Source organism: Ahrensia sp. R2A130 (assembly GCF_000179775.1).
Taxonomy (GTDB): Bacteria; Pseudomonadota; Alphaproteobacteria; order Rhizobiales; family Rhizobiaceae; genus Pseudahrensia.
Map to the genome: position 1 here is coordinate 229,347 of NZ_AEEB01000003.1, position 22,678 is coordinate 252,024.

Annotated in this window: 24 protein-coding genes; 14 read left to right on the forward strand and 10 right to left on the reverse strand. The window is 56.7% G+C overall.

The genetic code is table 11. The features are described 5' to 3' along the window. Position 1: 1 nt before the first annotated feature. Together map and sfsA are read right to left on the reverse strand one after the other, a co-directional pair. A complete protein-coding gene (map, locus tag R2A130_RS01865; RefSeq protein WP_009463144.1) occupies positions 2–841 on the reverse strand; it encodes a type I methionyl aminopeptidase in 840 nt (279 codons plus the stop codon). A gap of 21 nt (positions 842–862) precedes the next feature. After that, the gene (gene sfsA / locus R2A130_RS01870; RefSeq protein WP_009463145.1) at positions 863–1,588 is read right to left on the reverse strand and encodes a DNA/RNA nuclease SfsA; all 726 of its coding nucleotides are present in this window, start codon (positions 1,586–1,588) and stop codon (positions 863–865) included. A 35-nt stretch (positions 1,589–1,623) separates the two neighbouring features. Here sfsA and R2A130_RS01875 point away from each other — a divergent pair, with 35 nt between their 5' ends. The 6 genes from R2A130_RS01875 (at position 1,624) to R2A130_RS19075 (ending at position 8,068) form a co-directional block, all read left to right on the forward strand. Then, positions 1,624–3,039 (forward strand): L-serine ammonia-lyase, encoded by a 1,416-nt coding sequence (locus R2A130_RS01875; protein ID WP_009463146.1) that lies wholly within the window; start codon positions 1,624–1,626, stop codon positions 3,037–3,039. Positions 3,040–3,094: 55 nt separating this feature from the next. Next, entirely contained in the window at positions 3,095–5,026 is a 1,932-nt protein-coding gene (locus R2A130_RS01880) for an acetyl/propionyl/methylcrotonyl-CoA carboxylase subunit alpha (protein WP_009463147.1), read from the forward strand. Continuing rightward, a complete protein-coding gene (locus R2A130_RS01885; RefSeq protein ID WP_009463148.1) occupies positions 5,026–5,433 on the forward strand; it encodes a DUF1489 family protein in 408 nt (135 codons plus the stop codon). Before R2A130_RS01880 ends, R2A130_RS01885 begins: the two co-directional genes overlap by 1 nt. A gap of 172 nt (positions 5,434–5,605) precedes the next feature. After that, positions 5,606–6,553: a division plane positioning ATPase MipZ gene (locus tag R2A130_RS01890; RefSeq protein ID WP_009463149.1), complete on the forward strand. Its 948-nt coding sequence runs from the start codon at positions 5,606–5,608 to the stop codon at positions 6,551–6,553. Positions 6,554–6,632: 79 nt separating this feature from the next. Further along, positions 6,633–7,373 (forward strand): hypothetical protein, encoded by a 741-nt coding sequence (locus tag R2A130_RS01895; RefSeq protein WP_009463150.1) that lies wholly within the window; start codon positions 6,633–6,635, stop codon positions 7,371–7,373. Then, a complete protein-coding gene (locus R2A130_RS19075) occupies positions 7,370–8,068 on the forward strand; it encodes a DnaJ domain-containing protein (protein WP_009463151.1) in 699 nt (232 codons plus the stop codon). The genes R2A130_RS01895 and R2A130_RS19075 overlap by 4 nt, the downstream gene beginning before the upstream one ends. Positions 8,069–8,152: 84 nt before the next feature. Here the strand turns inward: R2A130_RS19075 and R2A130_RS01905 are convergent, their stop codons facing one another. Next, the gene (locus R2A130_RS01905; RefSeq protein WP_009463152.1) at positions 8,153–9,595 is read right to left on the reverse strand and encodes a D-alanyl-D-alanine carboxypeptidase; all 1,443 of its coding nucleotides are present in this window, start codon (positions 9,593–9,595) and stop codon (positions 8,153–8,155) included. A 415-nt stretch (positions 9,596–10,010) separates the two neighbouring features. Between R2A130_RS01905 and clpS the strand changes: the two genes are divergently transcribed. The 5 genes from clpS to R2A130_RS01930 all read left to right on the forward strand — a co-directional run bounded on the left by clpS (position 10,011) and on the right by R2A130_RS01930 (position 14,679). Then, a complete protein-coding gene (clpS, locus tag R2A130_RS01910; RefSeq protein WP_040304732.1) occupies positions 10,011–10,334 on the forward strand; it encodes an ATP-dependent Clp protease adapter ClpS in 324 nt (107 codons plus the stop codon). 93 nt (positions 10,335–10,427) lie between these two features. After that, on the forward strand, positions 10,428–12,881 hold the full coding sequence (gene clpA / locus R2A130_RS01915; protein ID WP_009463154.1) for an ATP-dependent Clp protease ATP-binding subunit ClpA: 2,454 nt from the start codon (positions 10,428–10,430) through the stop codon (positions 12,879–12,881). Positions 12,882–13,059: 178 nt separating this feature from the next. Continuing rightward, a complete protein-coding gene (locus R2A130_RS01920) occupies positions 13,060–13,422 on the forward strand; it encodes a hypothetical protein (protein ID WP_009463155.1) in 363 nt (120 codons plus the stop codon). Between the two features lie 160 nt (positions 13,423–13,582). Continuing rightward, on the forward strand, positions 13,583–14,332 hold the full coding sequence (locus tag R2A130_RS01925) for an AzlC family ABC transporter permease (RefSeq protein WP_009463156.1): 750 nt from the start codon (positions 13,583–13,585) through the stop codon (positions 14,330–14,332). Further along, positions 14,332–14,679, forward strand: a complete 348-nt coding sequence (locus tag R2A130_RS01930) for an AzlD domain-containing protein (RefSeq protein ID WP_040304515.1) — start codon at positions 14,332–14,334, stop codon at positions 14,677–14,679. The genes R2A130_RS01925 and R2A130_RS01930 overlap by 1 nt, the downstream gene beginning before the upstream one ends. Here the strand turns inward: R2A130_RS01930 and R2A130_RS01935 are convergent. From R2A130_RS01935 to R2A130_RS01950, 4 genes are read right to left on the reverse strand one after another with little or no spacing between them, the layout of a single operon-like run. Continuing rightward, positions 14,664–15,104: an HIT family protein gene (locus tag R2A130_RS01935; protein WP_040304518.1), complete on the reverse strand. Its 441-nt coding sequence runs from the start codon at positions 15,102–15,104 to the stop codon at positions 14,664–14,666. The genes R2A130_RS01930 and R2A130_RS01935 overlap by 16 nt on opposite strands. Continuing rightward, a complete protein-coding gene (locus R2A130_RS01940; RefSeq protein ID WP_009463159.1) occupies positions 15,097–16,299 on the reverse strand; it encodes a GNAT family N-acetyltransferase in 1,203 nt (400 codons plus the stop codon). Before R2A130_RS01940 ends, R2A130_RS01935 begins: the two co-directional genes overlap by 8 nt. Further along, the gene (locus R2A130_RS01945) at positions 16,292–17,023 is read right to left on the reverse strand and encodes a glycerophosphodiester phosphodiesterase family protein (RefSeq protein ID WP_009463161.1); all 732 of its coding nucleotides are present in this window, start codon (positions 17,021–17,023) and stop codon (positions 16,292–16,294) included. Before R2A130_RS01945 ends, R2A130_RS01940 begins: the two co-directional genes overlap by 8 nt. Positions 17,024–17,034: 11 nt before the next feature. After that, a complete protein-coding gene (locus tag R2A130_RS01950) occupies positions 17,035–17,499 on the reverse strand; it encodes a RidA family protein (protein ID WP_009463163.1) in 465 nt (154 codons plus the stop codon). A gap of 117 nt (positions 17,500–17,616) precedes the next feature. Between R2A130_RS01950 and R2A130_RS01955 the strand changes: the two genes are divergently transcribed. After that, positions 17,617–18,441 (forward strand): cell envelope integrity EipB family protein, encoded by an 825-nt coding sequence (locus tag R2A130_RS01955; RefSeq protein ID WP_009463165.1) that lies wholly within the window; start codon positions 17,617–17,619, stop codon positions 18,439–18,441. A 6-nt stretch (positions 18,442–18,447) separates the two neighbouring features. Here R2A130_RS01955 and R2A130_RS01960 read toward each other — a convergent pair whose 3' ends face one another. The 3 genes from R2A130_RS01960 to R2A130_RS01970 are packed head-to-tail and all read right to left on the reverse strand — an operon-like array spanning position 18,448 to position 20,770. Beyond that, positions 18,448–19,746: a DNA polymerase IV gene (locus tag R2A130_RS01960; protein ID WP_040304521.1), complete on the reverse strand. Its 1,299-nt coding sequence runs from the start codon at positions 19,744–19,746 to the stop codon at positions 18,448–18,450. A 50-nt stretch (positions 19,747–19,796) separates the two neighbouring features. Continuing rightward, entirely contained in the window at positions 19,797–20,486 is a 690-nt protein-coding gene (locus tag R2A130_RS01965; protein WP_009463169.1) for a hypothetical protein, read from the reverse strand. After that, on the reverse strand, positions 20,483–20,770 hold the full coding sequence (locus tag R2A130_RS01970; RefSeq protein WP_009463171.1) for a DUF3572 family protein: 288 nt from the start codon (positions 20,768–20,770) through the stop codon (positions 20,483–20,485). Before R2A130_RS01970 ends, R2A130_RS01965 begins: the two co-directional genes overlap by 4 nt. Before the next feature lie 130 nt (positions 20,771–20,900). Here R2A130_RS01970 and R2A130_RS01975 point away from each other — a divergent pair, with 130 nt between their 5' ends. Together R2A130_RS01975 and R2A130_RS01980 are read left to right on the forward strand one after the other, a co-directional pair. Further along, on the forward strand, positions 20,901–21,281 hold the full coding sequence (locus R2A130_RS01975; protein WP_009463173.1) for a response regulator: 381 nt from the start codon (positions 20,901–20,903) through the stop codon (positions 21,279–21,281). Continuing rightward, positions 21,278–22,651: a PleD family two-component system response regulator gene (locus tag R2A130_RS01980; RefSeq protein ID WP_009463175.1), complete on the forward strand. Its 1,374-nt coding sequence runs from the start codon at positions 21,278–21,280 to the stop codon at positions 22,649–22,651. The genes R2A130_RS01975 and R2A130_RS01980 overlap by 4 nt, the downstream gene beginning before the upstream one ends. The last annotated feature ends 27 nt before the right edge of the window (positions 22,652–22,678 follow it).

The following is a 22,678-nucleotide window of genomic DNA, read 5'->3' on the forward strand; positions in this document are numbered from 1 at the left end:
GTCAGGCAGCTTTCGGGACGCTGAGGCCGGGCTTGTGCAGACCGGCAGGCGAGGTGGTGAAGATCTCACACCCGTCTTCTGTAACGCCCACGGAATGTTCGAACTGGGCGGAAAGGCTGCGGTCACGGGTCACTGCCGTCCAACCGTCCTTGAGGATTTTGACGTGATGTTTGCCGAGATTGATCATCGGCTCGATGGTGAAGATCATGCCCGGGCGCATTTCTACGCCTTCATCTGTGCGACCGTAATGCAGCACGTTGGGGGCATCGTGGAACAGGCGTCCGAGGCCGTGGCCGCAAAAATCACGAACCACACTGCAGCGCTCGCGTTCTGCTAAATCCTGAATTGCAGCGCCAATGGCGCCCATGCGATTTCCTGGCTTCACGGCATCGATGCCAGCCATCAGGCAATCATAGGTCAAATCCACAAGTCGTTCGGCGGCACGTTTAGGCTGGCCCGCAATATACATGCGGCTGGAATCGCCATGCCAACCGTCCAGCACGAAAGTGATGTCGACATTCAGAACGTCACCATTTCGCAACGGCTTCGGCCCAGGCATCCCGTGGCAAACAACGTGGTTGAGGCTGATGCAGCTCGAATAGGGGTAACCGCGATAATTCAGCGTGGCAGGAACGGCGTTGTTCTGACGACCGTATTCATAGACGAATTCGTCGATTTCCTGCGTCGTCACGCCCGGCTTCACCATATGTGTCACCTCATCGAGGCAACGCGCGGTAAGCTGCGAGGCGGCGCGCATACCGTCGAAATCGGCTGCGGAATAAAGCTTGATCTGCCCCGTGTTCTTCAGGGGCGCGTCGTTGGCGGCGATGTAGCTGTTCACGGTTGGCTCTTGCTCTGAAGGTTAAGACAGTTCGGGTGCGATCATCTGGACGGGGTGGAGGGCCTCGATACCCGTCGTCGAGATTTCGCACCGAATGGCGATGGCTTCAACCCCGGCTGCCTGCGCTCTGATAAACGCTTCTGCGTAATTGCGGTCGAGATCAGCCGCCAGCGTCATACGGTCCCCGTCGCTGCGCTGGATAATGTAAAGCATCACGGCTCGACCACCGGCAGCAACGACACCTGTGAGATCATCTAGATGCTTTGCTCCGCGCGCCGTCTTACAATCGGGAAATTCGTGCAGGCCCAACTCTCGAACAAGATGCACGTTTTTGACCTCGACATAGCAAGGTCGCCGGTCGGGATGTTCCAGCAACATATCGATGCGGGAGTTTTCGGAATACGGCACTTCCGGTCGAATGCTGTCGTAGCCAGAAAGCTCGGGAATACGTCCGGCCTCGATAGCCTCTCGAGCTAGTTTGTTGGGCAGCATCGTGTTCATGCCCACCAGCACCGGCCCTTCCGGCGCTTGAGCTTCCACCAATTCCAGTGTGTGGCGCAGTTTGCGCTTGGGGTTGTGGCTGTCTGAAATCCAGCAGCGGTTGCCGGGGTCGTTCAGCCCCATCATTGCGCCGGGATTGGGGCAATGCACCGTCAGCATGTCGCCATCAGGCAAGCGCACATCAGCCAGAAACCGTTTGTAGCGTTGTATCAGCACGGCTTCTTGCAGAGGATGTGCGAATTGCATCGGGCGTTCTCGCTTAGGAAGTTTTGGGGAAGACTATGTTTCTGTCGATCACGGACCTGTTCAAAGTGGGCGTCGGTCCATCCTCTTCCCATACCATGGGTCCGATGGTTGCGGCACGTCGTTTTCTGCACGAATTGCGCGATGGCGATTGGCCGCGCCCGGCGTCTGCACAGGTGGATCGCTTACAAGTGTCGCTGCACGGTTCGCTCGCTTTTACAGGTAAAGGCCACGGAACAGACCGCGCAGTGATTCTGGGGCTTATGGGCGCTGAGCCATCCACGCTCGACCCTGATGATGTCGATGTGATTCTGGCAAGGAACGCTGCGAGCAATCGCATAGATGCTGACGGTTTCGATCATTGGCGGTTCGATGCCGACAGCGATCTGATTTTCGACTATGACGAAACACTGCCCGGTCACGCCAACGGTATGCGGTTTTCTGCGTTGGACGCCGCCGGCAACCCGCTGCTCCGCAAAGTCTATTACTCCATCGGTGGCGGTTTCGTGGTGGACGACACCGAACTGGCCCGAACCCAGGCGGGTGGCGACAATGACGAGCGCAGAGAGACGGCGCCGTGGCCCTTCGAGAGCGCTGCAGAAATGCTGGAGATGTCGAAACGCTCCAAGCTTTCCATCGCAGACATGAAGCGTGCCAACGAAACAGCAATGCGCGGACCCAACCATGTGCAGCAATCCGTGGGTGAAATCGCAAAAGCCATGGACGACTGCATGCAGCGCGGCCTTTCCAAGCAGGGCGAATTGCCCGGCGGCTTGAAGGTCAAACGCCGCGCCGCATCGGTCGCCGCACGGTTGGAAGAGCGTTGGAAGGACAATGATCTCGGACCGCTCGCCGCAAACGACTGGCTGTCAGTTTTCGCCATGGCGGTGAACGAGGAAAATGCTGCTGGAGGCAAGGTCGTCACCGCGCCCACAAACGGCGCAGCAGGCGTCATCCCGGCGGTGCTGGCCTACCACAACAAATTCAACGCAGGCGCGAACCAGGCGGATGTCGAAACTTTCCTGCTCACCGCATCTGCCATCGGCGGCATAATCAAGCACAAGGCATCAATTTCCGGTGCGGAAGTCGGCTGTCAGGGGGAGGTTGGTTCTGCTGCTGCCATGGCCGCTGCGGGTCTCGCCGCTGTTCTGGGCGGCACGCCGGAGCAAGTGGAAAACGCTGCCGAAATTGCGCTGGAACACCACCTTGGCATGACCTGCGACCCTGTTGGAGGGCTGGTTCAGGTGCCGTGTATCGAACGCAACGCGCTTGGCGCGGTTAAGGCCGTTACCGCCGCATCCTTGGCGCTGCACGGCGATGGTACCCATTTCGTACCTCTGGACGCCTGTATCGAAACCATGCGCCAAACGGGCATGGACATGAACGAGCGTTATAAAGAGACCAGCCAAGGCGGTTTGGCGGTCAATGTTCCGGTGAATATCGCAGAGTGTTGAGGGCAACCCCATCTCGGTGATGGTGCAAGGCGCACTTGCCGGTTAGAACGCTTCCATGATCCGTTCTCTTCTTATCGCAAATCGTGGCGAAATCGCCTGCCGCATCATCGCCACAGCACGTCGCATGGGCATCCGCACGATTGCTGTTCATTCCACTGCAGACGCGAATGCCCGCCATGTGCGGCTGGCAGATGAGGCATTCGAGATTGGCGGGCCAGAGCCGAAAGAAAGTTATCTTCGCCAAGCCCGCATCATCGCGGTTGCCCGTGAAGCCGGTGCGGACGCTATTCACCCCGGCTACGGTTTCCTCTCTGAAAACGCGAAATTCGCCACGCTTGTCGCTGAAGCGGGGATGATTTTCGTTGGCCCGCCGCCATCGGCCATTTCCGCCATGGGTCTGAAGGACCGTGCGAAATCTATAATGGACGACGCCGGAGTGCCGGTGGTGCCGGGTTATCACGGTGAGAACCAAAACCCTGATCTGTTACGTCGGAAGGCTTACGAGATCGGTTATCCCGTGCTCATCAAAGCCGTCGCCGGCGGTGGTGGCAAAGGTATGCGGAAGGTCGAGAAACCCGCAGAATTTGCAGAAGCCTTGTCAGCTGCCATGCGCGAGGCGCAGGCGGCTTTCGGCAACGACGACGTGCTGGTGGAGAAATTCATCGAAAACCCGCGCCATATCGAAGTGCAGGTGTTTGGCGACAGCCAAGGCAATGTCGTGCACCTGTTCGAACGCGATTGTTCGCTCCAGCGCCGCCACCAGAAGGTGATCGAAGAAGCACCCGCACCGGGCATGACACCGGAACTTCGCGCGGCCATGGGGCAGGCGGCGTGCCGTGCTGCAGAGGCGGTTGGCTATCAGGGTGCTGGTACGGTGGAGTTCATCGTGTCCGGTGATCTTGGCGAAGATTCGTTCTATTTCATGGAGATGAACACCCGTCTTCAAGTGGAACATCCGGTAACGGAGGCCATCACCGGCGTCGATCTGGTGGAATGGCAGTTGCGCGTGGCGTCCGGTGAAACGCTACCGAAGAAGCAGGACGCGCTATCCATAACCGGTCACGCGGCGGAGGCGCGCCTCTACGCTGAAGACCCATCGACCGGGTTCTTGCCGTCAATAGGCAAGCTCATCGCGGCCGATTTCGGCGCCGACGACGACCATATCCGTATCGATACGGGCGTTGAAACCGACGACGAGGTCAGCGCATTTTATGATCCGATGATCGCGAAAATTATCGCTCACGGCATGACACGTGATGAAGCCATGCGCCGTTTGGCCGAACGGTTGAAACAGGTGCAGATCGCCGGCCCGCAAACTAATGCGGGCTTTCTCATCAAACTGCTGGAGCATGAAGGCTTCGCTGCCGGTCACTTCGATACAGGCCTCATCGACCGTAATCTTGAGGCGCTGACGGCGGTTGATGATAATTCATTGGCCTTCATCGCAGCGGCAGTTCAGTCGATGCAGACCGCGTCCAAATCCAACTCTCCATGGACTGCGACCGATGGCTTCCAACTGTCCGGCGCACGCGAAACACCACTTCGGGTCGAGGTGGATGGTGAACCGCTTGATCTCCGTATTCGCCATGGTGCTGATGGCATTTCTATCTCTGAAAACGAAGTGACTTGGAGCGCCCCGGACCCGAAAATTTCTATCGCTCGAGATGGCGATATCACATACGCACTCGCCGCAGGACGACAGGTGAAGGTGCGCCCTTGGGTTTGGTCGCTAGATGAGACAGGCGACAGCAGCTCCGATGGCTCGGTCAAAGTTCCCATGCACGGGCGGATCCTCGCGCTCACCGTGTCGGAAGGTGACGAGGTGGAAAAAGGCGACATGCTGTTCGCCGTGGAAGCTATGAAAATGGAACATGCCGTGGTCGCACCCGCAGACGGCATCATTCGCGATATCGCCATAACGAAAGATGGCCAAGCCGCAGCCGGTCAAATTGCCATGCGCGTGGAAACACCTACGGAAGTCGATTGATGCCGCTCAATATGCTCAAACTCAGCGTCGGGACCGACAGCCTTGAAGAGCTGCACCGATATGTGGCTCACCGGCAGCGCACCGGCACAAGTTTCCACACCACTCGTATGGTGCCGAAGCGCATGGATGAACTGCTGGACGGCGGTTCGCTATACTGGGTCATCAAAGGTCATGTGCAGGGGCGGCAGCTCTTCCGCGACATCGAACCGTTCACGACACCGGATGGCATCAAGCGCTGTCGTCTTCATCTGGCGAGCGAACTCATTCCGACCCGTTGGGTGCCACGTCGTCCGTTCCAAGGCTGGCGATATCTGGTGGAAGCCGATGTTCCACCGGATTTACAGGCTGGAGAAGCCGCTTTGCCAGCAGATTTGCAGAACGAGTTGGCCGATCTCGGTCTTCTTTGACCATCCGTTTTCAAGCGAACAATTAACCCTGTCGAACATCAAATCCCAAAGCTTTGTGACTTTGAGGCAATTTGTATCGAAATTCGATCCATGTTCGGCCAAGCGCCTGACAAGGGTGCTTTTAGGGCGATGACAAAGATCTGTGGGTGGATCTCGTTTGGGGAAAATGACGATGTTGACCGGTGATGTGATGTCCTTCGAGGCGGCTGGCAAAGCCAAGCGCCGCAAAAGCAATGCGCATGTGATTGTTTGCGGAAATGAAAAGGGCGGTTCCGGTAAGACGACCACGTCAATGCACATAACGGTGGCACTGCTCAAGGCAGGCTTTCGCGTGGCGACAATCGATCTTGATACACGCCAGAAATCGCTGACCCGCTACGTGCAGAACCGCCGTAATTTTGCGCAGACCCATAAGGTCGATCTCGAACTGCCCAGCCATTTCCGCTTCGACACAGCCACTGTCGATTCACAACGTGACGCGCAGAGCGAAGATTTCGCAGCCTTCGTGCGGGCCGTGTCCGATGTCGAAGAGAGCCATGATTTCGTGGTGGTCGATACGCCCGGTTCCGACAACTATCTCATGCGCCTGTCTCATTCGATGGCTGACACGCTGGTAACGCCCATGAACGATAGTTTCGTTGATTTTGACGTGCTTGGGCGAGTTGACGGTGACAGTCTCGAAATAGTCGACGTTTCCCACTACGCCATGATGGTACGCGAAGCGCGCCGCCAGAGGCGACTGGCTGACAACGGCCTTCTGGATTGGATTGTAGTGCGCAACCGTCTCGCTTCAATCGGCTCCCGCAACCAGTTAAATCTCCACGCTTGCGTGAAGGAATTATCGCTGCGTCTTGGCTTCCGTGTGGCCGATGGAATTTCGGAACGCGTGGTCTATCGCGAATATTTCCCAAAGGGCCTAACCGCGTTGGATGATGTAAAAAACCTTGGGCTGACCGACCGTGCATCGCGTTCCCATCATTCTGCATTGTTGGAAATTCGCAATCTCATCAAGATGTTGCGCTTGCCCGTGGATGAGGCTGGTCGCCAACGGGCCGACGCGCGCAAAGTGTGGTTGCAGCGTTCGGCAGAACCAGTCGCCATGCCGGACATCTTTGCCTAACCAGACAAGATGCAGATAACGCCAAGCCGCGACCGCAGCGCGACTTGTCACGGGCCGTTTGGCAGCCCAACTATCAGGCATGAGCAAAGATCTTACGCCAAAGAAGCCGATCACGACGCCTACGACGTCAACCGGCAGCGATATTTCCAACTTTCTGAAGGCTGCTTCCAAACTGAAAGGGCGCGGCGAGGGTGCTGGCGGGCTGATATTCGCGTTAGATGCAACGCTGAGCCGTGGTCACACATGGGATGAGGCGCAAAAGATCCAGTCCGAAATGTTCAACTCTGTTGAAGACACTGGCGGGCTGGATGTGCAGCTAGTTTATTTTCGCGGATACGGCGAGTGCCGTGCATCAAAATGGGTCACGCGGCCCGCCGCACTTCGCGATCTGATGACAGGTATCGATTGTCGGGGCGGCCAGACCCAAATCGGCAAGGTGCTTTCTCACGCCATCAAAGAAGCGGGTAAGAAAAACCCGCAAAACGCCAACCGCTCCCGTGTTGACGCGATGGTGTTTGTTGGCGATGCGATGGAAGAGAACGCAGACGAGCTTTGCCATCGTGCAGGCCAGTTGAAACTTCTGGGCGTGCCGTGTTTCATGTTTCAGGAAGGCCATGACGGAAACACAGAGCGCACGTTCCGTGAAATTTCACGCCTGTCCGGCGGCGCTTACATGCGCTTTGGCCCGGGCAGTGCGGCGCGGTTGGCTGATCTTCTCCAAGCAGTTGCCCGTTTTGTTAGTGGCGGCCGCGCGGCACTGGAAGACGCGCGGGCAAAGGGCGATAAGGGCGCGCAGGCCCTTTTGGAGCAATTGAAATGACATTTATCACCGGCCTGATCGCATTCGGCTTAATCGCTGCTGTGCTATTTGTTGTCGTGCCCGCAGCACAACTCGCCACGATCATTCGCCGTGCATTACCAGTCACGCTTTTTGTGTTGGGTGGCGGGGCATTGCTGCTAGGTCGTGCAGGCCTCGGTATGATGATGGTGATGGGCGGTGCCGCACTTTGGCGGCGTTGGGGCGGCGTATCGCAAATGTTCGGTGGCGGTGGTTCATCCGGCCCGTCCAAATCTTCTGTCCGGTCCGCAGCACTTGAGATGGAACTGGATCACGACAGTGGCGAGATGAACGGCATTGTTCTCGTCGGTCGCCACGAAGGGCGTGTGTTGGACGAGATGGACGAGGCCGACATTCTCGATCTTCGCAGTGAAGTCGTCGATGACGGCCAGTCGCTCGCTTTGTTAGACGCGTATCTTGACCGCCGTTTTCCCGCCTGGCGTGAAGACGGAGAGGGCGATGCCGGTGCGGGGCAGACTGCTGCGCCGAGCACGGGACCCATGGGCGAACAGGAGGCCTATGAGGTGCTGGGGCTTGCTGCGGGGGCTGGCATCGACGAAATCAAGGCTGCCCATCGGCGATTGATGAAGACCGCGCACCCCGACAGCGGGGGCTCGACTTTTCTTGCGGCCAAAATCAACGAGGCGAAGGATATTCTTCTGCGGGCTCATGGGTAGTTCCTCATACACAAAACAAATTGAGGCAGTGGGACACCGGACAGGTACGCGTCCGGCGGAATTTAAGCGCGATTTTGGGCTGAACTAGCCTTTGATCGCGATGCAAGCGGTGCGTTTCTTCTTCAAGAAGGAGCAGGCACGGACAGCAGACTTCTGCGAACCGAAGCCGGTAAAGCGCGCGCGGTGCAACACTTCGCCACTTGCGAGACGCACGGGCTGAAGACTTTTGCCGTTCTTGCCCAACAACCAGCGATGCTTGCGCTGCGTGTTTTTGAGCATCTGGGCAGCCTTGTCGCGGTTTGGCGCAGCCGCAATCTGAATCTGCCACCCTTTGGGGGCAGGGGTCGCGGCAGTCCTGACCGGATCAGATGCAGCGAACGCTTTCACGGGCAGTGTCTGGCGCAACACGGGCACAGGGCGAGCGCCCCCGGCCAGTTTCTTCAGCTTGCGATTAACCACTGCGATTTCAACTGCCTTTGGTGCTGCTGCTGAATGAGCGGTCGCGATGCGGCTGGAAATTTTCTGCTGCGGGCTGCGGGCCGAAGAACGAGCGGCCAGCGGGCTTGGCGTTGGTGTAACGGCCTTGGCAACGATCACCTTTTTCGTAGCAACCGAACCGCGTGAGCCGGTGGCACGAGCAACTACGCGACGCTGCTTACCACGGCTGGCCTTGCGCAGGTGTCGTTTGATGAGCGTCTGCATGTGGGCGTTGCGGGAACGGCCCGAACGGCCACCCATGACTACAGCCACGATGCTGCGACCGCCGGTTTGAACAGAGGATACCAGGTTGAAGCCCGAAGCGCGGGTGTAACCGGTCTTGATGCCATCGACACCGCGAACACGACCCAACAGCTTGTTGTGGTTGCCGTAGCGGCGCTTGCCCAACTTGAAGACACGCGTGGAGAAAAGCTTGTATTTGCGCGGGAAATGCTCACGCAACGCCATGCCCAGCTTTGCCATATCGGCAGCAGTCGTCACCTGACCACGAGCGGTGAGGCCGTTGGCGTTCTTGAATGTGGTGCGGCTCATACCAAGTTGGCGCGCTTTACGGGTCATGCGTTTGGCAAATTCGACTTCGGAACCGGACAGCTGACCGCCGATTGCAGTTGCAACATCGTTGGCCGATTTCGTGATCAGCGATTTCACAGCCTGATCCATGGAGATGGACTGACCAGCACGAAGGCCGATTTTGGAAGGCTGCTGAAGTGAACCCTTCTTGGACATCACCAAGCGGGTTTTACCGTTGATGCGACCAGCTTTCATGTCTTCAAAGACAAGATAGAGCGTCATCATTTTGGTGAGGGACGCCGGATAGCGACGGGCATTTCCGTTTCGCGAGAAGATCACTTTGCCGGTCTTGGCGTCGATCACGTAAGCCGCGTAGCGCGGATTACCCTTTTTCTTTCGTTTTGCCTCGGCATCGCCGGTCATCATCAGCTGGAAGCTGAGAACGAGAAAAGTGGACAGGAAAAGAGTGAACACAAGCCGCATTGCTGCAGCGGAAGTCGATCCGAAAACGGTACGCACGACAAAACCTCAAACTGAGGGCCCGCCCATACACGGCAGACCGAAGGATTACTCGTGACGTCAGGATGGTCCCAACGTCACAAGAGCAATTGGTAAACCGTCGTGGTTGCCAGAAGCTTAAGCCGTCACCTTAATTTTTTGAGAAAATTGATTCAGTCGCTTGTCATTCACGATGTTGTCGCACCAGTGCGTATCGCGGTTGAAGGTTGGGCTGCAGGGGGCTTAAACTCAGCAAATCACGCCCTATATTCTTTCCAACAGGAAGCCGCCCTCCAAACCCCTCATCCGGCTTCTATCAACACCGGGCATCGCCCCGAAATTCTCCAGATTGATCGTCATAAACGTAATGAAATCAGAAGACTACAATACAACTGAAGCCCGTTTCGACATCCGCCTAGCTGGCAATGATGATGACATGGGCAACGATGATGAGGGCGGCACCGGCAACGATACCGGCGTCATCACCCGCACCAAACCGAAACTCAAGAAGCCCAGCCTTTACCGCGTTTTGCTTCTCAACGACGATTTTACCCCCATGGAATTCGTGATCGAGATCCTCGCGCGTTTCTTCCAGATGAATATGGAGCAAGCCACGCAAGTGATGCTCCACGTACACCAAAACGGTGTCGGCGAGTGCGGAGTCTACACCTATGAAGTTGCCGAGACCAAGGTAACGCAGGTCATGGACCACGCGCGCAAACACCAACATCCGCTGCAATGTGTGATGGAAAAAAAGTAGGGGCCGCAAGCCTCGACATGAATAAGTAGGGGCCTTGGGCCTCGCCCGTCCCGCGCTGTTGCGAGGCGGACATACAAAAACGGGAACGAGCTATTGCCAAGCTTTACCGACAGCCTAGAAAACGCGCTTCACCGCGCACTGACATTCGCAAACGAACGCGACCAGGAATACGCCACGCTTGAGCACTTGCTGCTCGCGCTGGTGGAAGATGAGGACGCGGCAGCCGTGCTTCGCGCCTGCAACGTCTCCACCCAGAAACTTGCCGATGACCTGCAGGAATATATCGATTCCGAGCTTTCCAATCTGGTGACCGAGGCGTTGGATGACTCCAAACCCACCGCCGGTTTCCAGCGAGTTATTCAGCGCGCGGTAATTCATGTGCAATCTTCGGGTCGCGAAGAAGTGACGGGCGCTAACGTGCTGGTGGCGATCTTTGCCGAGCGTGAGAGCCATGCCGCATACTTCCTGCAACAGCAGGATATGACGCGTTATGACGCCGTAAACTTCATCTCCCATGGCATCGCGAAGCGCCCCGGCGCTTCTTCTGCGCGTCCCGTTGAAGGTGTCGATCCAACCGCTATGCCGGAAGGCGAGGGCGGTGAGATGCCGAAAAAAGGCGAGGCGCTGGCGGCCTATTGCGTCAATCTCAACCAGAAGGCGATGGACGGCAAAGTCGATCCGCTGATCGGCCGCACGAGCGAGGTGAACCGCACCATTCAGGTTCTGTGCCGTCGCTCCAAGAACAACCCGCTTTACGTGGGCGATCCTGGCGTTGGTAAGACCGCGATTGCTGAAGGTCTCGCCAAGCGCATCGTCGATAAAGACGTGCCGGAAGTGCTGCTCGACTGCACGATCTATTCCCTCGACATGGGCATCCTGCTGGCCGGTACCCGCTATCGTGGCGATTTCGAAGAACGCCTGAAACAGGTGATGAAAGAGATCGAAGAGACCGACGGCGCGATCATGTTCATCGATGAAATTCACACCGTAATCGGTGCTGGCGCCACGTCTGGCGGCGCCATGGATGCGTCCAACCTGTTGAAACCGGCGCTGTCTGGCGGCGCGATCCGCTGCATCGGTTCGACCACATACAAAGAGTACCGCCAGTTCTTCGAGAAGGACCGCGCTTTGGTGCGTCGATTCCAAAAAATCGACGTGAACGAGCCGTCTATTCCCGATGCTATCGAGATCATGAAGGGGTTGAAGCCGTATTTTGAAGACTTCCACAAAGTTAAGTTCTCCAACGATGCGATCATCCAGTCTGTTGAATTGTCGTCGCGCTACATCAACGACCGCAAGCTGCCTGATAAGGCGATCGATGTGATTGATGAAACCGGCGCGAGCCAGATGCTGTTGCCGGCCGAGAAGCGGAAGAAAACGCTCGGCACAGAGGACATTGAAGCGACAATCGCGACAATGGCCCGTATTCCGGCGAAGACCGTGTCGAAGGACGATGCCGAGGTTCTCAAGAACATCAACGATGAGTTGAAGCGTATGGTCTATGGGCAGGACAAGGCTATCGACGCCCTGTCATCCGCGATCAAGCTGGCCCGCGCCGGTTTGCGTGAGCCAAACAAGCCAATCGGTTCTTACCTGTTCTCCGGGCCCACCGGTGTAGGTAAAACCGAGGTCGTGAAACAGCTTGCTGACACGCTCGGCGTGGAACTTCTGCGCTTTGACATGTCGGAATATATGGAACGCCACACGGTTTCCCGTCTCATCGGTGCGCCCCCCGGCTATGTTGGTTTCGACCAGGGTGGCATGCTGACAGACGGTGTCGACCAGCATCCGCATTGCGTGTTGTTGCTGGATGAAATCGAGAAAGCCCACCCGGACCTTTTCAACATCCTGTTGCAGGTGATGGATAATGGCGCGCTGACCGACCACAACGGCAAGAAGGTCGATTTCCGCAACGTCATCATTGTGATGACGACGAATGCGGGCGCGTCGGAAGCTGCCAAATCCGCTATCGGCTTCGGTTCGTCCAAGCGCACAGGCGACGATATGGAAGCGATCAACCGTCTGTTCGCACCAGAATTCCGCAACCGCCTCGACGCGATCATCCCGTTCGACGGGTTGAAGCCGGAGGTCATTCATCAGGTCGTGCAGAAATTCGTCATGCAGCTAGAAGCCCAGCTTTCAGAACGTGGCGTGACCTTCGATCTGACACCTGATGCTGTGAGTTGGATTGCCAAGGAAGGCTACGACGACCGCATGGGCGCGCGTCCGCTAGGCCGCGTTATCCAAGAGCACATCAAGAAGCCGCTGGCTGATGAAGTGCTGTTCGGCAAATTGCAGAAGGGTGGCACGGTGAAGGTCGGTGTCGAAACCGTGGATGGCAAAGAGCAGTTGAAGCTGGAAGCTATCGACGACAAGCCGGTGAAACCGAAAAAAGACCCAACGCCGAAAAAGAAAGCGGCTGCGAAAAAACCCGCTGCCAAAAAGACCCCTGCTAAAAAAACGGAGGCCAAGAAGACGCCGCCGAAGAATCCTCCCGCCAATAAAGGCGGCGGTTCGAAAGTGCCGAAGGTTCCTTTGAAAAGCTGATGAAGAGCTGACCTTAAAACGAATGACGGGAAGGGCGGGGCAAGACCTCGCCCTTTTCACATCCATCTGCTTGCAAGCGAATGCGTAACCCGCTGTAAGCGAAAGTGAAGGGCCACTACGAATCTTGCCGCATTCCTCGTCAATCTGACGCGTGACCGACAGTAAAAGGACTAATCCCATGGAACATATCGAACAGCTGAAAAAAATCCGCGCCGATGCCCTCAACCGTCTGCGCATGAGCGAAGATTTCCGCTTGGCCGGTAAACTTGGCCAGCTTCTTGCTGAGCTCGGCAGCCCGGTGGATGACAATGTCATGGCCGCGCCAGCACCGGTCGCCAGCGCAAAGCCAGCCTCCGCTACTATGAACCGTTCGCCGCTGAATGCAGGTAAGACTGACGATGCAAATCTCGAAGATCAGCTTGCCGAAGAACTGGACGCCGCATTGGAAAGCGGTGCCGGTGAAAAGAAATCCCCGTTGCCTTTCCTAGCAAGCAGCAAAGGCGATGATGCGAAGGACGACAAAGCCGCTAAGGCTTCCTAAATCTAATCAGAAAGGGCTGTCGCGTTGAGCTGCAGCCCTTTTGTTTGCCATAGCTCGAAAACTGAGCGTCTCGTGCACAGCAGCAAAGAGGCAAACATCCTTGCCAAAGCTCCGGTCCGGTCGCACAGATGGTGCGTAGTTTGCCCATCGAATGACTTTCATGTCTCCCGCCGATCCGCCAACAGTTGAAGACAATGGACCGATCTACGATTGGTCGTGGTTTCCGCGCGGCATGGCGAAAATTCTCTCCATTCCAGCTCTAATCCTACTGTCCGCCTTTATAGGGTTTGGCGGTCTCGCACGTGAAGTTGGCCTGCCGTTGGAACAAGTCATGTTCATGGTGCCGCTGGTCTGGGCATTACCGTCGCATTTGCTACTGGTGGGCGGCATCGTGACAGGCCTGCCTTGGCCGTTCATCGCGCTTACAGTGATGCTGGCCGCAATCCGCATGATGCCGATGGTTATGGCGCTGGTGCCGGAAATCCGCGCTCCGCGTACGAAGCCTTGGCATCTGTTTGCAGTATCCAACATGGTGGCGATCACCCCTTGGGTGCACACGTTGGCAGTTGCTTCCGAGATACCACGGAGGGGCCGTTTGCCCTATTTCATGGGTTTTGCAGCCACCATGATGCTCGCCACCACTAGTGTTGCTGCATTGGTGCATCAGCTTGCAGCTACATTCCCGCCTGTGTTGATGGCAGCGCTTTATTTCCTCACGCCGATCTATTTCACCATGGCGACTTGGAAAACGACCCGTGTTTTGGCTGAAAAACTCGCCTTGGGCTTAGGCTTTGCGCTCGGCCCGCTATTCGCGCTGGTTGTTCCGCAAGCGAACATTCTGGTTGCTGGTTTCCTTGGCGGTGCCATCGCGTATGGCGTGCACCGCTGGCAAAAAAGCAGGGCTGTGTGATGTTTTATGACAGCTTTGATACCTGGTGGTGGCCGTTCGTTTTCATCATGCTCGCGGCTTGGCTTCCGACCAGTATGTGGCGATGGGCGGGGGCCTGGTTAATTGGCGATATTGACGAACATTCCGAGGTTCTCGTAGCCGTTCGGTGCGTTGCTACAGCTCTTGTTGCTGCCGTTGCAGCGCAGTTCATATTCTTTCCTACAGGAGCACTAGCCGATTTCGCGATGCCTGTTCGGGCTGGCGCTGCAGTAGTGGGTTTTGTGACTTATGTGGTGACAAAACAAAACATGATCGCCGGTGTTCTTGTCGGCGAAGCTATTCTGATCGCTGCTTATCTTGCCGCTTGATCACTCAGCGCCGTCCGGATTTTTTCCGCATTGGCCTTCAACACATCGCCATCGGCCATCGTGCCAGTGTGCGGTCGCAAGCTCTGGCCCTCGTGGCGCGGAATGACATGCATATGAAGGTGAAACACCACCTGTCCGCCTGCTGCCTCGTTGAATTGCTGGATTGTAATGCCGTCTGCAGAAAACGCGGTTTTCGTTGCCCGTGCCATGATCTGCGTAGTTGTTGAAACGGCGGCAAGCGAAGCAGAATCAATGTCTAGAATGTTGCGGGCAGCCGCTTTGGGAATCACCAGACAGTGCCCGTCGGCGCGGGGCATGATGTCCATGATCGCCACCGTGTGCTCGTCTTCATACAGCTTCTCGCATGGCAGTTCGCCACGTAGAATTTTCGCGAACACGTTCTGGTCGTCGTAAGCCTCAGTCATTTTTGTCTCCTGCGCTTTCCCTGAACGGGCCATGTTGCGCGATGATTTCGTTTTCCCGCGCAACTTCGCGTCTTTCCATCTCCAGATAGTCTTCCACGGCGCGGCGAAAATCCGGATGGGCGATGTAATGGGCGGAATGGGTGGTTTGGGGCATGTACCCCCTCGCCAGCTTGTGGCTGCCCTGCGCACCGGCTTCAACCCGTTCCAACCCGTGTTTGATCGCGTAGTCGATGGCCTGATAGTAACAGACTTCAAAATGCAGGAACGGGTGGTCTTCAACACAACCCCAGTGACGCCCGAACAGGGTGTGGGACCCGACAAAATTGATCGCACCGGCTACATATTGCCCGTCACGCTTGGCCATCATCAGCACGATATCGTCCGCCATCGTCTCGCCGATCCGGCTGTAGAAATCCCGCGTTAGATAGGGCTGTCCGTATTTGCGTGAACCCGTGTCGATATAAAACTGAAAGAACCGATCCCAAATTTCTTCGGTCAGTTGATCGCCCGTCAGCCAGTCGATGGTTATGCCATTGCCTTCCAGCGCTGCCTTACGCTCCTTGCGGATGTTCTTGCGTTTGCGCGATGACAGCGCTTCGAGAAACTGACCGAAGCTTTCATAATTATCGTTGAGCCAATGAAACTGCTGGTGGCTGCGGCGTAGGTAGCCATTTTTACCAAGCAGATTCCATTCGTCCTCCGGTAGAAAAGTGATGTGCGCTGAACTGGCATCCAGCCTGCTGCACACTTCCGCTAGTCCACCAGCCAGCATCAAACGGTGGCGCTTTGCGTCCGGCCCATTGCCAACGAGAAGCCGTCGTCCGCTTGCCGGTGTGAACGGCACGGACGCTTGCAGCTTGGGATAATAGTCGCCGCCAGCACGCTCGAAAGCATCTGCCCAGCCGTAGTCGAACACGTATTCGCCTTGGCTGTGGTTCTTCAAATAGCACGGCACAATGCCGAGCACGGCCTTGTCAGCATCTCGCATGACAAGGTGTTGTGGCAACCAGCCGGTGCGGCCAGTGGCAGAACCGGACTGCTCCAACGCATCGAAGAACGCGAATGATTGGAACGGATTATAGTCGAACTCTGACGTCGGGTCCGAAGCAGGGTTGGCGACACCGTCCCATTCGACCCGTCCCACAGCTTCGGCAGAAGACACTACTTCGATTGTGATTTCGTCACTATCAGCCAAGGACAGGTGTCTCCGGCAAAAAGCATTCGAAAGTCATCTGGTCGGCGTACTTGTTGGTCAGTTCAACATGCTCTTCGTTCCGCACCGTCCACGTAATCACCGGCAAGCCGTACTCACGCGTTTCTGCAACGAACGGGTTGGGCAGATCTGTGACGCTGTAGGAGACGAATTGAAGGTCGGCTTTTTCCATGATGGTCGCATGCCTATCACGGGTTTCATCGTCACCTTCTGCGGTCAAACCGCGCGGTACGTGCGGCATGGTCTTGGCAAACTCGTTCACCAGCCAATGGGCAAAGCTCATCACTGCGACCGGGCCGTCATAACCGGAGAGCGCATCAGCAGTTGCCTGTACCAAACCGGCATCATGGCCCTTCAGACCTTTCAACTCCACGATAAGCGGAACACGACCGGCCACTTGGGCCAGGTGTTCAGATAAAGTGTGAATGCCGTCTTCGGTACCGGCGAGCCGCATCTTGCGCAGATCGTCCGGGGTATGATCGCGCACATTGCCTTCCACACCGGTCATGCGCGCCAGAACTGTGTCGTGAAACACTACGGGTTCTCCCGACGCGCAAGTCTGCACATCGCACTCTATCGCGTATCCAGCGGTAATGGCGGCATCGAAGGCGCGCCAGCTGTTTTCAGCGCGCCCCAGTTTCAAATCGTGCAGCGCCCGATGGGCTATGGGTCGTTCTACGAGCCAATCGGGCGCAGCTTTCAGCATTCTAGCGGTCGCTATTCGTAGGCGATCATTGCGTCGATTTCGACGCTCACATCCATCGGCAAGGAACCCATGCCCACTGCGGCACGAGCGTGTTTTCCAGCGTCACCCAGAATTTCTGCAATGACGTCAGAAGCACCATTGATGACCTGTGGATGCTCAGTGAAGTCAGGCGTAGCATTAACAAACCCCTGCAATTTCAGCACTTGCGTAATACGGTCGAGGTCACCCAGCGCGGCCTTGGCCTGTGCCAAAATGGCGAGTGCGCAAACGCGAGCTGCAGCCTGACCACCGGCCACATCTACAGAATCACCCAGCTTGCCGGTCATCATAGTGCCGTCGCCTTGCTTGGAAATCTGGCCTGAAACGATCAGCATGCCGTTGTGCATCGTGAAGGGCACGTAATTGGCTGCCGGGGCCGGTGCGTCCGGCAGTTCGATGCCGAGTTCTGCCAGCCGTTTTTCTACTTTTCCTGCCATGATTAACTCCCATATGGCGCTATGCTTGTTAGCAGTGGTAGCCTGTTTGCATCTCCTGCAACAGTCGCCGAACTGCCGCCCAATACGAAATTGGCGGCTTATCAGCTAAGGAATCACATGACCCTGCGCCTTGCTCTCATTTCGCTCGCTATCAGTGTTGCGCCCGTTGCTCATGCTGCCGGTCTCGAAGGGCTACTTCCCCATCGGGCCGTTTATGATTTGAGCCTCGATAAATCGAGTGATCGCTCGGGAATCACCGGCATCAAGGGCCGCATCGTCTATGAAATGACGGGCTCAGCCTGCGAGGGTTTTGCCACGCGCTTTCGTTTCTTCACGGAAGTTTCGACGCCACGCAAAGGCTTCACCAACGACCAGCGCACGACAAGCTTTGAAAGCGCCGATGGTAGGAGTTTTTCCTTCGTCAACAAGTCCTATCTCAACGGCCAATTGGAGCAGGATTTGAAGGGGCAGGCGGAACGTGAAGGTGATTCCATGCAGGTGGAAATTGCATTGCCAGAGGAGCAAAGCATAAAGCTCGACGATGCGGTCTTCATGTCTGAGCATATGGCGCAAATCATCAAGGCTGCAAAAGCCGGTGAGACGGTTCATCAGGCTGTGGTTTTCGACGGCTCGGGCGATGCGGATGAGCTGATGGAAACAACAGCGATCATAGGCAAAGAGCGCGCTGATCTCGTCGAGGTTACGGGCGAGACAGACGGCCTTGGCAAGGACTTTGCCGGCCAGTCGGCATGGCCTGTCACGGTGAGTTATTTCAAACAAAACGATACGCTGGGAACCGGCGAGAAGACGCCGCTTTATGCGGTATCTTTCTACATGCACGAGAGCGGCGTCTCCCGCCGGCTCATCATGCAATACGAGGATTACTCGTTGCGCGGCGATCTGAAACAGATCGAAATGCTCAAAACCGAACCCTGCAAATGATTGGTTCTACTTATCCAGTTGCGGTTCGCTTCGCGGCTTTACCGTTCCGAACGTAAGGCCCAGTTCCACCGATTGATCGCCGAAGCGGGCGCGTAAATCATCCATTGCGCGCTCGGCTTTTGCGCGACGTTGCGCGCCATCATCCACCAGATCACCGGGGTCTGCGGTCTCGTCGCTTTTCATATCCGACACGCCGATGCCAAGCAGCCGGAAACGCGTACCGTCCAATTCCTTTTGCAACATGGTCCTGCCAACGGAAAATATGCGGTCGGCCAGTTGCGTGGGGTCAGGCAGGGTGGTGTTGCGGGTGCGGGATTTGAAGTCTGCGGTCTTCAGCTTCAGCACCACAGTCTGCCCCGCGAGATGCTTTTCCTTCAGCCGCGCCGCAACCTTTTCCGACTGTCGCCGCAGAATTGGCACAAGGTCTGCAGGCAGTGATTTGTCGTCGTTGAATGTGGTCTCCGAACTCACGCTTTTGGACGCACTACGTGCCTCCACGCGCCGAAAATCCAGCCCCTTGGAAAGCCGCGCCAACCGCATGCCCATTGAGCCATAGCGGCGGATAAGGTCTTCCTCCTCCATCTGCTGCAGATCGGAAATCAAGCGAATGTTGTCGCCATGCAGTTTGTTTTGCATCGCGCGGCCCACACCCCAGATCAGCGATACCGGTTTGGTGGCGAGAAAATCATAAGCCTCTGCTGCACCGATGACGGAAAATCCGCGTGGCTTCTCCAAGTCAGACGCCACCTTAGCTAGGAACTTGTTTGCAGCCAGTCCCACTGAAATGCTGATGCCGACCTCGTCGCTGACCCGCCGCGAAAACCGCGCCAACGTCAGCGCCGGTATGGCCCCGTGCAGTTTTTCGGTGCCGGATAGGTCGAGAAAGGCTTCGTCTATAGACAGCGGCTCTACCACCGGCGTCAGGCTGCGCATCATCTCCCGCACTTGCAGCCCGACCTCTGCGTACACCTTCATGCGAGGCCTCACGATTGTGGCTTCAGGGCATAATTTCAGCGCCTTGAACATCGGCATGGCAGAGCGCACGCCTTTGATACGGGCGATGTAGCAGCATGTGGTGACGACACCCCGCGTTCCGCCGCCAACGATGACCGGCTTATTGGCCAGCGAAGGATCGTCCCGCTTTTCCACCGATGCGTAGAAAGCGTCGCAATCGACATGGGCAAGCGAAAGCTGCGCTAGTTCAGGGTGGCGCACGACGCGCGGGCTTCCACATGCCTCGCAACGGGTCAGGGTGTTCGCCTGCGGTTGCAGGCAGTCACGACAAAATCCGAGCGAGCCATCCATCACGAAAGCTTAGCATGTTCTTTTCTTGTTCTCTATCGTTCGTTCGCGGTTCAGCTCGCGAAAGCAGTCTCCATACCGCGCCGTGCTTCGACCCAATCGCCGGTGGAGAAATGAATGCCTTCGACTTTCTCCGCCATATCGCGAAATGTGTCATTGGCCATGAAGTGGAACAATTTCACGTCTGGAAGTGATTCCGCCACCTGTTTCAGGTTGGTGGGCGTGTCATCCACGAAGCCAATGCCTGCGGAACAATGGGACGCAAGAATGCGAATCGCGGGCACTTTGGACCGCGTGTTCGTGACCAACGGAAATTCCAGTCCGCGCGATGCCAGATATCCGCGACGAATATCGCCGAACGGGTGAGGCATGTTGGTCAGGAAAATCACGTCAGTTGATTCCGCTAGGCCGTTCAACCCATCGACAACACCATCGACGATGCCCTGCCGCTGCTCCTGTTCTTTGAACAACTGCGTCAATCCTTCCCAAACCTCGTCTTGCGTTGCCTCCCGACCCGTTTCGCGGTCGAACACGTTGCCGGTCAGCTGGAAGGCATGAGACCGCAATTCGTAGCCGCGCTCTTCCATGATAGCGACGAATGGGTCGACCAGATGCACCACAACCTCGTCCACGTCGCATACCAGCAAGGGTTTTTCGTGCCGTGTGGCGCGTTTTCCGCCTGTGTAGCCAAGGCGGTTCAACTGTTCGATCGTGAAGAGATCGGCTTCATAGGCCTTGGTCATTGCATTCCTGCCATGTCTTCCGGAGCCAGTGCATAGCGCGCAGCCATGACATGTTCGGGTGGGAAATCATCGCCACGCGCCCAGTCGAGCAGGTCCGGCTCGTGGGCAAGGTAGAAGTCGAGGACGCCGGGCAGGAAATTCGGCTGCGTCGCGGCCTCCCGCATTTCATTCGACAAGATGCCGGTCAATTCGCAAAATCGCAGCAAAAGCTCGTCGTCAGCCGCCAATCTGGCAAGACCTGCAAGCGCCAGCGCCTCGGCTGCGGTGTGTGATAGGGGTGTCATCTTCACCTGTCCTAAAGAAAAGAGCGGTTATCTAAATGTGACGAAATCAACGTGTTGATGGAATCGCGGTCAATCCGCGTTCAATTTGCAGCCGCATCCATAGCGGTCTCGACACGGGAAAGGCGAGTTCTTGGCCAAGAAAGTGATGATTGTCGAGGATAACGAGTTGAACATGAAACTGTTCAACGACCTCCTCGAAGCGCAGGGATATGAGACAATTCAGACGAGTAACGGCTTGTCTGCGCTGGATCTCGCCCGCAAACATTACCCGGACCTCATCTTGATGGACATTCAGTTGCCGGAAGTTTCCGGGCTGGAAGTGACAAAATGGCTGAAGGAAGACGATTCGCTTGCCCGCATTCCGGTCATAGCCGTCACGGCTTTCGCCATGAAGGGCGATGAGGAGCGTATTCGGCAGGGCGGCTGCGAGGCATACATCTCCAAACCCATCTCCGTGATGCGTTTTATCGAGCTTGTGAAAACTTATCTGGGTGAAGGCAAAGCCCGATGACGGCCCGCATTCTGGTCGTCGATGATGTGGAGGCCAATGTCCGGCTTCTGGAAGCGCGACTTCTCGCCGAGTATTTCGAGGTCGTCACGGCTTCCAATGGTCCCGATGCTATCGCCATCTGTCAGGCTGGTCGTTGCGATGTGATTCTGCTCGACGTTATGATGCCGGGCATGGATGGTTATGAAGTCTGCACGCGGCTGAAGGCAGACCCGAAGACGGCACATATTCCCATCATCATGGTAACGGCGCTGGATCAGGCGTCCGATCGTGTTCAGGGCCTGGATGCTGGAGCAGATGACTTTTTAACTAAGCCTGTCGATGATCTGGCCATGACGACCCGTGTGAAGAGCCTTGCACGCCTCAAACACTCCATGGACGAGTTGAAACTTCGTGCGGCGACCGGCGCGAGCCTTGGCATGGAAACGGAAGCGGAGGTCGTGGACCCGCGAAATGGCCGCGACGGTAAGATTTTGATCGTCGATGACCGCGCGTCATCCTACGAACGCTCCGTCAACGCGCTGACCACCGAACATTCCGTGGCCGTGGTCACCGATCCCCAAGAAGGTCTGTTCCGCGCTGCTGATGATGATTTCGACGCGATCATAATATCGCTGGGAATCGAGAATTTCGATCCGCTGCGTCTTTGTTCGCAACTGCGCTCCCTCGACCGCACAAGATTGGTGCCGATTCTTCTCGTGGCTCAGAAAGAAGATCAGGCGGTTCTCATTCGGGCCATCGATCTGGGCGTGAACGATTACATCACGCGCCCGCTGGATGTGAACGAATTGAGAGCCCGTGTGCGCTCACAGGTGCGGCGCAAGCGGTTGAACGACCAACTACGCGCCAGTGTCCACAACACCATGGAAATGGCTGTCACCGACGGCCTGACGGGTCTGAACAACCGCCGCTATTTCGACAACCACATGCAAGGGCTGCTGCAAAAGGCGAACCTTGCCAACAAGCCTTTGTCGCTCATCATTATGGACATCGACCACTTCAAACACGTCAATGATACCTATGGGCATCAGGTGGGTGACGATGTGCTGAAAATCTTTGCAGAGCGCGTTTTGAAAAACGTTCGCAACAAGGATTTAGCCTGCCGTTTCGGCGGCGAGGAGTTCATCGTTGCTATGCCGGATACCGACCGTGAGTTGGCTTTCGTTGTGGCAGACCGGATGCGTCGGGAGGTCTCCGCGCATCCGTTCATCGTCGACAATGGTCGTCAGCAAATCTCGATCACGGTGTCTGCAGGCGTTGCCGGCATCGCCGGCCCCAATGAGACAGTTGAAACGATGTTGAAGCGGGCAGACGAGCGTCTGTACGATGCCAAGCGCCGTGGTCGCAATCAGGTGGTTGCAGACGCCGCGTAACGGGCGGCCGTTAACCCCGCAGCTTTA

Coding starts and splice junctions, on each gene's coding strand:
- sfsA (WP_009463145.1), bottom strand. CDS start 1,588: ATGCAATTCGCACATCCTCTGCAAGAAGCCGTGCTGATACAACGCTAC.
- R2A130_RS01875 (WP_009463146.1), top strand. CDS start 1,624: ATGTTTCTGTCGATCACGGACCTGTTCAAAGTGGGCGTCGGTCCATCC.
- R2A130_RS01880 (WP_009463147.1), top strand. CDS start 3,095: ATGATCCGTTCTCTTCTTATCGCAAATCGTGGCGAAATCGCCTGCCGC.
- R2A130_RS01885 (WP_009463148.1), top strand. CDS start 5,026: ATGCCGCTCAATATGCTCAAACTCAGCGTCGGGACCGACAGCCTTGAA.
- R2A130_RS01890 (WP_009463149.1), top strand. CDS start 5,606: ATGTTGACCGGTGATGTGATGTCCTTCGAGGCGGCTGGCAAAGCCAAG.
- R2A130_RS01895 (WP_009463150.1), top strand. CDS start 6,633: ATGAGCAAAGATCTTACGCCAAAGAAGCCGATCACGACGCCTACGACG.
- R2A130_RS19075 (WP_009463151.1), top strand. CDS start 7,370: ATGACATTTATCACCGGCCTGATCGCATTCGGCTTAATCGCTGCTGTG.
- clpS (WP_040304732.1), top strand. CDS start 10,011: ATGGGCAACGATGATGAGGGCGGCACCGGCAACGATACCGGCGTCATC.
- R2A130_RS01920 (WP_009463155.1), top strand. CDS start 13,060: ATGGAACATATCGAACAGCTGAAAAAAATCCGCGCCGATGCCCTCAAC.
- R2A130_RS01925 (WP_009463156.1), top strand. CDS start 13,583: ATGTCTCCCGCCGATCCGCCAACAGTTGAAGACAATGGACCGATCTAC.
- R2A130_RS01930 (WP_040304515.1), top strand. CDS start 14,332: ATGTTTTATGACAGCTTTGATACCTGGTGGTGGCCGTTCGTTTTCATC.
- R2A130_RS01935 (WP_040304518.1), bottom strand. CDS start 15,104: ATGACTGAGGCTTACGACGACCAGAACGTGTTCGCGAAAATTCTACGT.
- R2A130_RS01945 (WP_009463161.1), bottom strand. CDS start 17,023: ATGCTGAAAGCTGCGCCCGATTGGCTCGTAGAACGACCCATAGCCCAT.
- R2A130_RS01950 (WP_009463163.1), bottom strand. CDS start 17,499: ATGGCAGGAAAAGTAGAAAAACGGCTGGCAGAACTCGGCATCGAACTG.
- R2A130_RS01955 (WP_009463165.1), top strand. CDS start 17,617: ATGACCCTGCGCCTTGCTCTCATTTCGCTCGCTATCAGTGTTGCGCCC.
- R2A130_RS01960 (WP_040304521.1), bottom strand. CDS start 19,746: ATGGATGGCTCGCTCGGATTTTGTCGTGACTGCCTGCAACCGCAGGCG.
- R2A130_RS01965 (WP_009463169.1), bottom strand. CDS start 20,486: ATGACCAAGGCCTATGAAGCCGATCTCTTCACGATCGAACAGTTGAAC.
- R2A130_RS01970 (WP_009463171.1), bottom strand. CDS start 20,770: ATGACACCCCTATCACACACCGCAGCCGAGGCGCTGGCGCTTGCAGGT.
- R2A130_RS01980 (WP_009463175.1), top strand. CDS start 21,278: ATGACGGCCCGCATTCTGGTCGTCGATGATGTGGAGGCCAATGTCCGG.